General features: G+C 44.2%; 12 protein-coding genes. 5 read left to right on the top strand and 7 right to left on the bottom strand.

The annotated features are described in order from the left end of the window. Positions 1 to 40: 40 nt before the first annotated feature. Positions 41 to 1,381 carry an MFS transporter gene (locus E0H94_RS02910; protein WP_131325056.1) on the bottom strand — a complete coding sequence of 447 codons (1,341 nt, stop codon included), beginning with the start codon at positions 1,379 to 1,381 and terminating at the stop codon, positions 41 to 43. Between the two features lie 472 nt (positions 1,382 to 1,853). Here E0H94_RS02910 and E0H94_RS02905 point away from each other — a divergent pair, with 472 nt between their 5' ends. The 5 genes from E0H94_RS02905 to E0H94_RS02885 all read left to right on the top strand — a co-directional run bounded on the left by E0H94_RS02905 (position 1,854) and on the right by E0H94_RS02885 (position 6,743). After that, positions 1,854 to 3,113, top strand: a complete 1,260-nt coding sequence (locus tag E0H94_RS02905; RefSeq protein ID WP_131325055.1) for a dienelactone hydrolase family protein — start codon at positions 1,854 to 1,856, stop codon at positions 3,111 to 3,113. A gap of 2 nt (positions 3,114 to 3,115) precedes the next feature. Beyond that, positions 3,116 to 3,901 (top strand): SDR family oxidoreductase, encoded by a 786-nt coding sequence (locus E0H94_RS02900; protein ID WP_131325054.1) that lies wholly within the window; start codon positions 3,116 to 3,118, stop codon positions 3,899 to 3,901. 45 nt (positions 3,902 to 3,946) lie between these two features. After that, positions 3,947 to 5,185 (top strand): styrene monooxygenase/indole monooxygenase family protein, encoded by a 1,239-nt coding sequence (locus E0H94_RS02895; protein ID WP_205679284.1) that lies wholly within the window; start codon positions 3,947 to 3,949, stop codon positions 5,183 to 5,185. 30 nt (positions 5,186 to 5,215) lie between these two features. Next, complete coding sequence (locus tag E0H94_RS02890) at positions 5,216 to 5,746, top strand: flavin reductase family protein (protein WP_131325352.1); 531 nt, start codon at positions 5,216 to 5,218, stop codon at positions 5,744 to 5,746. Between the two features lie 109 nt (positions 5,747 to 5,855). Then, positions 5,856 to 6,743 carry a transporter gene (locus E0H94_RS02885; RefSeq protein WP_227548543.1) on the top strand — a complete coding sequence of 296 codons (888 nt, stop codon included), beginning with the start codon at positions 5,856 to 5,858 and terminating at the stop codon, positions 6,741 to 6,743. A gap of 82 nt (positions 6,744 to 6,825) precedes the next feature. Here the strand turns inward: E0H94_RS02885 and E0H94_RS02880 are convergent, their stop codons facing one another. The 6 genes from E0H94_RS02880 to benE form a co-directional block, all read right to left on the bottom strand. After that, a complete protein-coding gene (locus E0H94_RS02880; protein ID WP_131325051.1) occupies positions 6,826 to 7,845 on the bottom strand; it encodes a helix-turn-helix domain-containing protein in 1,020 nt (339 codons plus the stop codon). Positions 7,846 to 8,229: 384 nt separating this feature from the next. After that, on the bottom strand, positions 8,230 to 9,021 hold the full coding sequence (pcaD, locus tag E0H94_RS02875) for a 3-oxoadipate enol-lactonase (protein ID WP_131325050.1): 792 nt from the start codon (positions 9,019 to 9,021) through the stop codon (positions 8,230 to 8,232). Between the two features lie 82 nt (positions 9,022 to 9,103). Continuing rightward, positions 9,104 to 10,309, bottom strand: coding sequence for a 3-oxoadipyl-CoA thiolase (gene pcaF, locus E0H94_RS02870; protein ID WP_131325049.1), 1,206 nt, complete (start codon positions 10,307 to 10,309; stop codon positions 9,104 to 9,106). Positions 10,310 to 10,762: 453 nt separating this feature from the next. Then, positions 10,763 to 11,413: a 3-oxoacid CoA-transferase subunit B gene (locus tag E0H94_RS02865; RefSeq protein ID WP_131325048.1), complete on the bottom strand. Its 651-nt coding sequence runs from the start codon at positions 11,411 to 11,413 to the stop codon at positions 10,763 to 10,765. A 13-nt stretch (positions 11,414 to 11,426) separates the two neighbouring features. Beyond that, complete coding sequence (locus tag E0H94_RS02860) at positions 11,427 to 12,107, bottom strand: 3-oxoacid CoA-transferase subunit A (protein WP_104442200.1); 681 nt, start codon at positions 12,105 to 12,107, stop codon at positions 11,427 to 11,429. A gap of 29 nt (positions 12,108 to 12,136) precedes the next feature. Beyond that, a complete protein-coding gene (gene benE / locus E0H94_RS02855) occupies positions 12,137 to 13,357 on the bottom strand; it encodes a benzoate/H(+) symporter BenE (protein ID WP_131325047.1) in 1,221 nt (406 codons plus the stop codon). Positions 13,358 to 13,373: the final 16 nt, after the last annotated feature.

Raw genomic sequence — 13,373 nt, 5'->3', positions numbered from 1 at the left:
AAATTTCATCAGGGGTTTTTTAATGCAATATATAAATGGGTTAGACCGAATTTTCTAAGTTATAGATTGCTTTAGATTTGGATTTTTCATAGATGACTTTTAAGGTTAAAGCCATAAATGAAATAAAAGTGGGGATGGCCAGTATAAAGAAGATGCCACCTAAACTTAAGTTAAAGGTGAATATAAGTGAACCAAAGAATGCCCCTAAGATTGCACCAATCCGTCCGATGCCATGCATCCAAGACACGCCAACTGCGCGACAAACGGCTGGATAGAACAGGGTTGCCAATGGTAGGAGTGAAGATTGCGCGCCAGCAAGTAATGCGCCAATCAAGAAAATGGTGATGCCGAGCAATAAAATATTTGAGCTGACTACACCCGCAACAAGGAATAAGCCGAATGCGATGAGATAAGCATATTTGATTACGGTGGTTGGATTCACCTTATCCATATACCAACCCATGATGGTTGCGCCAATCACACCACCAAAAGGGAAAATTGCGGCAATTAAGCTAAATTGTTGTGTACTAAAGCCCGCCGTTTTTAAAATGGTTGGCATCCAACTGGTTAAAAGATAAAACACCAAGAGGCTGGTAAAACAGCACAACCACAACATGCTAGAACCCCACAAATATTTACCCAATACAATTTTTACAGGATTTTCATTGGTGGTTTCGGTTTGTGGCAACACCAGTTTCACAGGTTCGCTAAACGGATGTCCTTGAATTTTTTCTAAGATGGCGAGTGCTTTATCTTGGCGGTTGCGTGCAATCAGCGATTGTGTCGATTCAGGTAAAGCAAGCAGTAATGCAATGACCAATAGCAAAGGAATACTACCGCCCAGAATAATGACTTTCGACCAACCAAATCCTTCAAGTAAATAGGCGGACAATACTCCACCACAAGAAATGCCTAACATAAAACCACAACCTGCGAGTCCTGTGAGAAAGGCTTTGCGCTTAACGGGCATATATTCAGACACCATGGTACTGATGTTTGGCATGGCTGCACCTAATCCAACCCCCGTAATAAAACGGTAAATCATCAGTTCTTGGGTAGAGTTGGCAAAGCCACAAAGAATGGTAAACACTGAAAACAGAAGTGTGGTTGTGACAATAATGCCTTTACGACCAAACTTATCGGATAGGGGGCCTGAGATAATCGCACCAATTGACATACCAACCAATGCGGCACTGAGTACGGGTGCTAATTGTGGTTTGCTAATCCCCCAATCATCCAGTAAAGCAGGTGCAATAAAGCCAATAATTCCTGTATCTAGGCCATCGCAGAAAAAGACCAAAAAACCCAGTATAAAAACGAGCCATTGTAGGGGGGAGAGTTTCTCCCGATTAATAATCTGATTTACTTCAATTGTTCTCATAATTCTTCCTTTGAAGGTATGTTTTAGCTCGGTTGGATTGACCCTTTTTGTACAAATTTACTCATGGCATGGATGGATGAATTTTGCGTGAGCAATGTTCTTATGCCATGCGCATGAGTGAAAGGTGTTCGATTTACACCAGAGTCATCGCCTTGTTTTGATCGGCAGAGGGACTCTTTAAACGGTAGAGAAAGTTGTGATATCGCGAGGTATGAACATATCTTGATTGAACTATTTTTATACTTAGAGGACTATCCATTAACTCCTGAACTTCATCCATTTTTTCCATTGGTGCTGGATTGTTTTTTTTAACAGATTATTTTGTGTCACCTGTGCAAGCAAAAGAAGCATCCATATTTAGAAACGCGATTTAGAATTGCGCATGGATTGGATAGTGCTCGCAGCTTTTGGACAGTCATCTTAAAAATTTGGATAGAAGATAAAGCCATAACAAAGTCAGGAGTTGACGATTATGGCTGGTCAAACGATTCAGATAAAAACCGAGACTGGTAAACAATTTAGTGCTTACTTGGTCGCCCCATCTTCAGGTAAAGGTCCGGGCATTGTGTTGTGTCAGGAAATCTTTGGGGTCAATGCTGCAATGCGGGAAAAAGCAAATTTTCTTGCCGAAGAAGGATACACCGTGCTTGTTCCTGATTTATTTTGGCGTAGTGCGGCCAATATTGAATTGGGTTATACCCCAGAAGATTTTCAAAAAGCTTATGCACTTTATCAGCAATACGATGAAAACTTAGGCGTAGAAGATATTCAGGACAGTCTGGCTTATCTGCAAACACGACCTGAATGTGATACCTCGACAGGGCTGGGTGTTGTTGGGTATTGCTTGGGCGGAAAACTGGCATATTTAGCTGCCTGTCGTTTGCCAGAAGTTGCTTGCGCCGTTGGATACTACGGGGTTGGTTTAGAAAATGTACTGGATGAGCTGGCAAACTTGAAAGGACGTTTGGTACTGCATATTGCAGAGTTAGATCAATTTACCCCACCAGATGCACGACAAGCGATTTTGCAAACCACGAGTCAATATAGCAATGTCAAAGCCTATGTCTATGAAGATGTCGATCATGCCTTTGCTCGACCGAAAAGTCAGCATTACCACAAACCATCAGCCCGATTTGCCCATGAGCGAACGGTGACTGCACTGCATGACACGATTGGACCACATTATGACTTGGTGGCGTTATGGGAAGAGCATATTCGGCATGAGTTTGATACTCGAGATGTCCCTGCGACGATGGCAACCATGGTGGCTGAACCTTATGTCAATCATATTCCAACGTTGACAGGGGGTGTGGGGCAAAGTCAGTTAGCGCGTTTCTATCGTTACCATTTTGTCCATCAAAACCCTGAAGACATGAAGATTACTTCTATATCACGCACGGTGGGATCAACACAGGTGGTCGATGAATTTATCATGAGTTTTACTCACGATACTGAAATTGATTGGCTACTCCCCGGGGTGAAACCAACAGGCAAATACGTCGAAATTCCAATGCTGGGTGTTATTCAATTTCGCGGTTCTAAACTGTGTCATGAACATATTTATTGGGATCAGGCATCGGTACTGGTGCAAATTGGTTTACTCAACCCTGAGGGATTGCCTGTGGCCGGTGTTGAGACAGCTAAAAAACTCCTGAATGAAGATCTACCTTCCAATACGCTGATGCCGTCATGGAACAGCAGTGAAGGCAAACCGATTGGTGAGGGAGTGTGATTATGAATATTGATTTAAAAGGCAAGGTTGCCGTGGTCAGTGGCGGTGCAACTCTCATTGGCAAAGCCGTGGTTCAGGCTTTGGTGAATGCCGGTGCACGCGTTGCCATTCTGGATATTGATGCCAACGGAAAGAAAGTTGCAGAAAGTTTTCCTTATGACGTGATGTTCATACAAGTGGATTTGACCAGTGATGTTGCGATTCAGCAGGCAGTCAAGAACATTCATCAGCATTTGGGTGAAGTCAGTTGTTTGGTGAACTTGGCATGTACTTACTTAGATGATGGCTTTCAGTCCTCTCGTCAGGACTGGCTAAAGGCATTGGATGTCAATGTGTTGTCTGTAGTGGAGTTAACACGTGCCTTTTATCCAGACTTAAAAGAGCATCGTGGTTCGATTGTGAATTTTACTTCGATTTCTGCCAAGTATGCGCAAACAGGACGCTGGTTATATCCCGTATCCAAAGCGGCTATTCGCCAATTAACTCAAAGTATGGCCATGGATTTTGCCGCTGATGGCATTCGGGTCAATTCGATTTCCCCAGGTTGGACATGGTCGCGGGTGATTGCCGAAGTCAGCGGCAACAACCGTGAAAAAGCAGATGGCGTTGCCGCGGATTATCACTTATTGGGTCGCTTGGGACATCCAGAAGAAGTGGCCAATGTGGTGCAGTTTTTACTGTCACCTGCCGCGAGTTTTGTAACTGGGGCAGATTATGCCGTTGATGGTGGATATTCAGTGATGGGACCAGAAGGGGCACAACCTGCCATTCCACGCTTAGCCAGCTAAAACAGACATTCATTATTTAGAACATTCAGAAATTTGGAGAAACACATGCGCCGTATTGCAATTGTTGGAGCAGGACAATCAGGCCTGCAACTTGGATTAGGTCTGTTAGATACAGGCTATGACGTGACCTTAATTACCAATCGTACTGCCGATGAAATCCGTCAGGGCAAAGTCATGTCTAGTCAATGTATGTTTCATACTGCTTTACAAACGGAACGAGACTTAGGGCTGAACTTTTGGGAAGAACAATGTCCTGCAGTCGAAGGAATTGGCTTGGCTTTGGTCAATCCTGAACATGGTGGCAAAGCCTTTGAATGGAGTGCTCGTCTGGAACGCTATGCACAATCGGTCGATCAGCGCGTAAAAATGCCTTTTTGGATGCAGGAATTTGAAAAACGTGGTGGGCGATTAATCATTCAGGATGTGGGTATTGAAGAACTAGAGCAATTGGCCAATGAATATGAATTGGTCTTGCTAGCCGCTGGAAAGGGTGAGGTCGTCAAACAGTTTGAACGTGATGCGGAACGAAGCACCTTTGATCGACCGCAACGTGCCTTGGCACTGACCTATGTTAAAGGCATGAAACCGGTCTCGCCATATTCACGCGTCACTTTCAACATTATTCCAGAAGTGGGGGAATATTTCTCTTTCCCAGCACTGACCATTAATGGACCATGCGACATTATGGTTTTTGAAGGCATTCCCAACGGCCCTATGGACTGTTGGCAGGATGTACAAACGCCTGAACAGCATTTACAGCGCAGTCTTGAACTGCTTAAAAAATACGTGCCATGGGAATTTGAGCGTTGCAGCGATGTTGAACTTACCGATGCAGGCGGCTATTTGGCAGGTCGATTCCCACCAACAGTGCGCAAACCTGTATTGACACTGCCTTCAGGTAAAAAAATCTTTGGTATGGCAGATGCGCTAGTCGTAAATGATCCAATTACAGGTCAGGGTTCAAATAATGCTGCCAAATGCAGCAAGATTTATTTCGATGCCATTTTGTCTAATGATGATCAGGTCTTTAGTGAGGTATGGATGCAACAAACCTTTGAGCGTTATTGGACCTATGCCGAAAACGTTGTGGCATGGACCAATAGTCTGCTGTTACCACCGCAACCGCATGTTGTGGAATTACTTGCAGCAGCCAGCCAGAACCAAGCGATTGCATCAGTGATGGCAAATAATTTTGATGACCCACGAGACTTTGCACCGTGGTGGTTTGATGCGGAACAGGCTCAGCATTTTCTTGCCATGAAAACAGCTCAAAAAGTTGCCTAATCAGGCTTTGTAAAAAGGATCTTACTCATGATTGATAGCATTGAAGATATGGCATTACAGCCAGTAAACGTGGAAAACCCAAGAGAAATACGGAATTTACTCGGGCAGTTTGCAACAGGCGTAACGGTCATCACGACACGCAGTAAGCAGGGACGAAAAGTAGGCATGACTGCGAACTCTTTTTCTTCTTTGTCACTCGACCCGCCATTAATTTTATGGAGTTTGTCTAAAACTGCCCCAAGCCTGTCAGATTTTGTTGATGCCGAACATTTTGCGATTCATATGTTGGCACAGGAACATCATTTACTTTCAGGACATTTTGCCAAAGCTTCTACGGACAAATTCGCAGGCATTGCACATCGCGAATGTGATGTAGGTGTCCCTATTCTGGAGGATGTACTGGCAACCCTTGTCTGTCGAAATGTGACCCAATATGAAGGGGGCGATCATCTTATTTTTATTGGTCAGATTGAGCAATATCAACAACGGCAGGGAGAGCCATTGGTTTTCCATGCGGGGAAATACCGAGTCGCGGCTGCTCATCCAGAGCTAAGCAATTAAAGATTTAGTCACGATGTTTCATCGTGACTTTTTTATTTAGGAAAAAACAATGAAGTTTCATGTAATACAAAAAAGTGTTTTGCTCTGTAGTTTGAGTTGTATTTCTGTCATGGCACAAGCCTATGATTTGCCGACTGTAAATTTAGGTATGACCAGTTTTTTAGATGGTGGCTTACCAGCGGGGACAGGTTGGTATGCACAGACCTATTTTCAAAACTATGAAAGTGATGAATTGGTCGATGCACATGGAAACAAACTCCCTTTACCGAAAACAGACCTCAACTATCAAGTGATCGTGGAGCAAATTAGCTACTTATCTAATGTTAAATTAGGCGAGCATGCCAGTTTAGGGATTAACTTTCTGATTCCCTTTGTGAGCAAAATGGAGATGGATGATGGCTTGAATAATCTGGCAATCAAGTCACAAAGTGGTTTTGGTGATGTGATGATTGGTCCTTTTGTACAATTCGATCCAATTATGGGCGCAGCGGGTCCCAAATTTGTACATCGGATTGAGTTTCAAGTGAACCTGCCAACAGGGGATTACAGTTCACAAAAAGATATCAATCCAAGTAATCATGCAGTTTCGTTGAATCCGTATTGGGCTGCAACATACTGGTTTAATCCAAAGTGGACGGCTTCGACACGTATTCATTATCTGTATAATTTTAAAAATGATGATCCAAGTTATGCCTTTTCAGGTGCAGATGAGATTCAAGCAGGGCAGGCATTACATGCAAACTTTGCTACAGATTATGCCGTTACGCCACAATTTCGCTTGGGGCTAAATGGCTACTGGTTAAAGCAAATCACCGATACCGAAGTGGATGGCGAGAAAGTAAAAGGACGTAAAGAAAAAGTTTGGGCAATTGGTCCGGGTGCAATGTACAGTTTTTCACCAAACAACCATGTCGTTGCCAATGCCTATTTCGAACAAGATGCAGAAAACCGTCCTGAAGGGACGCGGATGCAAGTTCGTTATATTCATCATTTCTAATTCAACTTAGCCTTTTATCCATGCAGGATAAAAGGCGATTTCTTTCTTTGAGAGCTGAATTGTAGAGTGTATTTAAATTGGGTTAGCTACAACGACGGGTAGATGACGGCAAAGTTCCAAAGCGTCTTTTATATTCTTGAGAAAATCGACCTAAATGCGTAAATCCCCATTTAAATGCCACGTCTGTAACGGTTAAATGTTCATTTCGTACAAGTTCTAAGTGTGCCTGCTCAAAACGTAATTCTCTCAGATATGCCATTGGGGTCGTGCCCAAATAGTTTTTAAAGCCCGTAAATAGAGTACGTACACTTACACCCGCTTGTTCCGCCAGCGTTTCCACACTTAACGGCTCATGTAAATGTTGTTGGATATAGGCTTCAGTCCGTTTAATAAAATGTGGCGAAATCGTTTTATCTTTATGAGAGTCAATTTTATCTAAGCCATTATTGGGCTGCCCATAAATCAGCGCGTTTAATAGATTCGATTCAAACTGTTTAAAAGCCAATGGATGGTGCAGTGGATGTTTGTCGCATGCTAGAGCATCCATTAAAGTGCGAAGTAATTGCAAAAAGTAGCTGCCATTTTGGCTAGTAAAATCGAGCTTAGGATCAAAAATAAGCGGGGTGTTGTCAGTGTCAGGAATATGTTGGCGACAATGATGCAGAAAATCATCTTTAGAAATTTTTAAAATGAGTTGCGGAGAGTTGGCATGCCAGCGCATCCGTAAAGATTGTTGCGGTGAGATGATGGATGCGACTTGCGAATAGGACATAAATTTTTGATGTCCAAACTCAATTTCAGCATAACCATGGGTTGGAATTTGGATTAAATAAAATTTGTCTAAATGGTCGGGTTCTATAATCACATCCGCACCGTAGACTAGACGGCTAATGGACAGGGCACCTGTTTTAACATGGTGCATGGTTGCACTAAAATTTTTCTGAGGCTTGGAGATTTTTAACAGATGAGGCTTAAAAACTTGCCCTACATTTTTACAGGTTTCATTTATATCTTGATGGTTGAAGAGTAAATTATGGGGAGAAAAAATAGATTCCTGCTGGAAATTCCGTCCATTTAATTCAGAAGAGTTGGCTTGATACATATCATTATTCCTTTGGCTAACTCCTGCTTGTATTTCACCTTTGAAAGCCCTGCTTGGAAGAATTTTGAAGAGGTGTAAATACTGCACTTAGATGATTCAGTTGTGCGCAAAATATATAAAGATCAATGCAAGATACAGACCAGAATTGCCAAAAAATGCTGTTTTCAACAAGTATTCAGTGAAGGAAACAATATCCTTATTTTAAGTGTTTAATAACAGGCATATACTTGAAGATTCCATTCCATGCGCTTGGTTTTCTTATTCAGATCTTAGTCCTTAAGATCTATACAATTTTATAGCAAATCCAAGTGATCTGGTCAATTTTATGATCACTTGGATTATGCTGATCTTATTGCAATATGATGTATTTAAATGAATGTATGCTTATAGACATGCATTCACTTGTAGGAAATTCATAAGGTTCTGATTAAACGCCGTTGGCTGTTCCACATTAGAAATATGTGACGCATTAATTTCTACCAATTGACTCTTGGGAATCTGACTCTGCATAAACTCAGCATCCGCTACCGTTGTCACAGGATCTTGCCGTCCTGCAATAATCAATACAGGTACGGTAATTGTCTTTAATTGTTCCCGAACATCCGCTTTAGCCAAAGCCTCACAACAACTCACATAACCTTCTGGGCTGCCAGCACCTAAGTCGTTTGAAAGCGTTGCAACCGTTGCTGCGTTGCTTTGGATAAAGGGATCTGTAAACCATCGCGAAGCTGCCGTGTCCGCGATAGATTGTAAACCTTGAGATCTGACCAAAGCTGCCCGATCCAGCCACGCCTGCTCCTGACCAATTTTAGCCGCCGTATTACACACCACCACATGGCTAAAACGCTCAGGATAATGAATGGCCAACCATTGACCGGTTAAGCCCCCCATAGAAATCCCACAAAATGCAGCCTGTTGAATGTTTAAATGATCCAGCAAATGAATCACATCCTCACCCAATTGTTGCAGGCTGTAAGGACCTTGCGGGGTAGACGAAGCACCATGACCACGCGTGTCATAACACACCACAAAGAACTGCTCTTTTAAAGCATTAAACTGCTGTTGCCACATGCCATAATTGGTACCCAAAGAATTAGAAAATACCAAAGCAGGATTGGCAGCATCACCAAAGGTTTGATAATGCAGTTGCACATCAGGCGTGGTTAAAATAGGCATACTGTTCTTCCTTAATTCATTAAAAAATGAGTGTTTCCACGCTAGTTATACGTAGAAACATCACGCTAGATCAGAATGAGGGTTAAACCCGCTGAATAATCATTGCAATGCCTTGACCCACCCCAATACACATCGAACATAGCGCATAGGTTCCACCAGTTTGTTCTAATTGATTCAGTGCTGTGGTGACTAAACGTGCGCCCGAAGCACCGAGTGGATGACCAATCGCAATCGCCCCACCATTTGGATTCACTTGTGTCGTATCGTCTGCCAAACCTAAATCACGGGTAACGGCCAGTGCTTGTGCCGCAAAGGCTTCATTCAACTCAATCACATCCATCTGTTCAATGCTGAGATTGGCTTGTTTGAGAAGCTTCTTAATCGCAGGGGCTGGGGCGAAGCCCATAATGCGAGGTTCAACCCCCACAGCCGTAGATGCAATAATCTTGGCACGTGGTTTAAGGTTGTATTGCTGAATCGCTTGTTCTGAAGCAATCAGTACAGCAGCCGCACCGTCATTAATGCCTGACGCGTTTCCCGCTGTGACGGTGCCTTCTGCTGTGACGACTGGCTTCAGTTTAGCCAAACCTTCTAGTGTGGTCGATGCACGAGGATGTTCATCGGTATCGATCACAATCGGATCACCCTTACGCTGAGCAATGCTCACAGGGATGATCTCGTGTTTAAAAAAGCCTTGAGCTTGCGCGGCTGTTGTGCGCTGTTGACTCGTCAAGGCAAACTGGTCTTGATCTGCACGATCAATATGAAATTGTTGTGCCACATTCTCTGCGGTCTGCGGCATGGTCTCTACACCATACATGGCTTTGAGCTTTGAATTGATAAAACGCCATCCCATGGTGGTGTCTTCAATCTTCTGGCTACGGCCATAAGCCGTTTCTGATTTGCCCATCACAAAGGGTGCACGTGACATGCTTTCCACACCACCTGCAATGATCAGGTTGGCTTCACCTGCTTTAATCGCACGTGCTGCCATGGCAATCGCATCCAACGATGAACCACATAAACGGTTGACTGTTGTTGCTGGGACTTCGACAGGTAAACCCGCCAGTAATGCCGACATGCGCCCCACATTGCGGTTGTCTTCACCGGCTTGGTTGGCACAGCCGTAAATCACATCATCGACCTGTTTCCAATCAACACTAGGATTACGTTGCATCAAGGCTTGAATCGGCACCGCACCCAAGTCATCGGCACGGACTGGGGCTAAACCACCCGCATAACGGCCGAATGGGGTACGGATGGCATCGATGATATAAGCGTCTTTCATTTTTAATCTTGTCCTTTGAAACGGGACTCTGCTGATAGATAAACTGTATCTACTCACGACGGAGTCTTACCGTATTCAGTTAAATGCCAGTAGCTCGTTCTTATCACTTTTTAAAAAAGTGACCAAAAACCTTTGTTGAACAGAGGAGGCTTCCTTGCCTCCCTGTTCAACTTAACGACATCCATGTCGCCTGTCACGATAGTGAATTACGGGGAAAATCCAAATCTTAATAAGCAAGAACCGTATTCAAAGCGTTCCATTCAGTATTTCTCGATGGCGGCATGGATGCCGCCCGTTGGACTGTGGTATATGGATATACCATCAGCCCAACAAAGATTTTTGTTACTTTTCATCTCTGAAAAGTAAGGGTATCGCCTACACGGAACGTTTCTGTTTGAACCAGTATTCGAGGCAATGACCTTATTAAAACAATTGAACTTTCAAACTAATCAGTTAATGTGTCGCATCCACCAACGGAGCACCGGTCATGGCCTGCAATTCTGCAAAGCTTAGACCGTCGACTTTCTCAATCACTTTTAAGCCTTCAGCAGTGACATCAATCACACACAGGTCGGTATAAATGCGGTCAACACACTTTTGTCCTGTGGCTGGGTAAGTCAGCTCTGCCACAATCTTCGGTTCACCGTTTTTGGTGACATGATCAGTGGTAATAAACACTTTTTTTGCACCAACGGCTAAATCCATCGCTCCACCTACTGATGGAATCGCATCGGGTGCACCAGTATGCCAATTGGCCAAGTCACCATTGGCTGCGACTTGAAAGGCACCGAGAACCGCAATATCCAAGTGACCACCACGCATCATGGCAAACGAATCCCCATGATGGAAAAAGCTGCCGCCTTGTAACATGGTTACGTATTCTTTACCCGCGTTGATCAGTTCTGGGTCTTCTTGACCTTTTTCAGGCGGTGGACCAAAAGCCAATAAACCATTTTCAGAATGCAGGAAGATCTCTTTGTCATTCGGTAAGTAGCTGGCAATCTTGGTCGGTAAGCCAATGCCTAAATTGACATAAGCCCCATCAGGAATATCTTGTGCCACACGTTCCGCAATTTGGTTACGGTTAAGTTTTTGATAGCTCATGATGTTCTCCCGATTACACAGCCACAGGTTCAGGCTGAACCTGTACCACATGTTGAACAAAGATACCTGGGGTGATGATGTGTTCTGGATCAAGCGCCCCGAGTTCCACCACTTCAGACACCTGGGCAATGGTCACATTGGCTGCCATGGCCATGATTGGGCCAAAGTTACGTGCCGATTTACGGTAGACCAAATTACCCCAACGATCGCCTTGCTGGGCTTTAATCAAAGCGAAGTCAGCTTTGATCGGGTATTCCAGTACATAATCTTTACCGTCGATGTGACGGGTTTCTTTGCCTTCGGCCAATAAGGTACCAAAGCCTGTAGGGGTGAAGACTGCGCCGAGTCCCATGCCTGCGGCTTGAATACGACAGGCCAAATTGCCTTGAGGTACTAATTCCAGTTCGATTTTGCCTGCACGATAGAGTTCATCGAAGACCCAAGAGTCAGACTGACGTGGGAATGAGCAGATGACTTTTTTGACGGCACCGGCTTTCAACAGTTTCGCCAGACCATAGTCGCCATTGCCTGCGTTGTTGCTGACAATGGTCAGGTCTTTACGTCCAAGCTTGATCAGCCCGTCAATGAGTTCAGCGGGTTGGCCTGCTGTACCAAAACCACCGATCATGATGGTTGAGCCGTCTTGTATCTGGGAGAGCGCTTCCGTTAAGGTCGCTGCACTTTTATCTATCATAATATTTCCTAGACCTTATATAGGTCGGACTAACTTTTACTCGATTGAGTGGATGAAATAGTGGTAGGTTCAGTAGGGCGTTTGGTTAAAATGACATGTGCGAATAAACCAATCACAATGCCCCAAAAAACGGAACTTAGGCCTAAAAAATGCATTCCTGAAGCCGTGGCTAAAAAGGTAATGAGTGCGGAATCCCGTTGAGGCTCATCCCTCATAGCGACAGCGATATTGGTTGAAATGGCACCCAATAAGGCCAATCCAGCTAAAGCGGCAACAAGCTCTTTGGGTAGTAGGCTGAATAACAGAACGATACTGCCTGCAAACAAACCACCTAAAATATAGAAAATGCCGTTGGCAACCCCAGCGATATAACGTTTTTCCTTTAACTCATGCGCATCTTTGCCCATGCAAAGTGCAGCGGTAATGGATGCTAAAACGATGGTGATGCCCCCCACACAAGCAACAGCTAAAGAAGCAATACTGGTGGTGGTGATAATCGGCTTGGCAGGCATGTCATAACCGCTCAGTTTCATGATGGCCATGCCCGGTAAAAACTGTCCCGTCAGACTGACTAAAATCAAAGGTAGGGCAAGGTTCAAGGTGGAATGCCAAGTCCACTCGGGACTGATGAACTGAGGAATAGCAAGTTGGAAATCTAAACTCACCGCATTCATTTCACCAAGCCCAAAGCTCAAGGCCACACCTGAAAGCAGCACCCAAAGCATGCTATAGCGTGGGGAAATTCGTTTTGCGACTAAAAAGACAAACAGCATGCTAAACACAATAATCGGCATACTGTTGGTTGCGCTAAACAGCCCCAAACCAAATTGGAATAAGATCCCTGCCATCATGCCTGCTGCAACCGACTGCGGAATCCATTTCAGCAATTTATCGAAGTAACCACTGATCCCAATAAGGAAAATCACCACAGCTGAGGTGATATAAGCAGCTACAGCTTCATTCAGGCTAATATTCGGGAACAGGGTGACCAATAAAGCTGTACCCGGTGCAGACCATGCGGTAATCACAGGGACTTTAAACTTTATGGAAAGGAATATCCCTGCCACGGCTGCCCCAATAGAAATACCCCAAATCCATGAAATCATCATGGTCGGGGAAACTTGAGCTTGTTGCGCAGCCTGAAAGAAGATAATGAGTGGTCCTGAATAGGAAATCAGCACCGCCAAAAATCCTGCGACAGTGGCTGAAATAGACCAATCTTCTTTCAAAGTTTTAAACAGGGTAGCCATTCATTTGCCTCCATGC

This window comes from Acinetobacter sp. ANC 4173 (genome assembly GCF_004331255.1).
In the GTDB taxonomy this organism is placed as follows: Bacteria; Pseudomonadota; Gammaproteobacteria; order Pseudomonadales; family Moraxellaceae; genus Acinetobacter.
The sequence above is the reverse complement of the archived record's forward strand: the minus strand, read 5'-3'. Positions and strand labels throughout refer to the sequence as shown.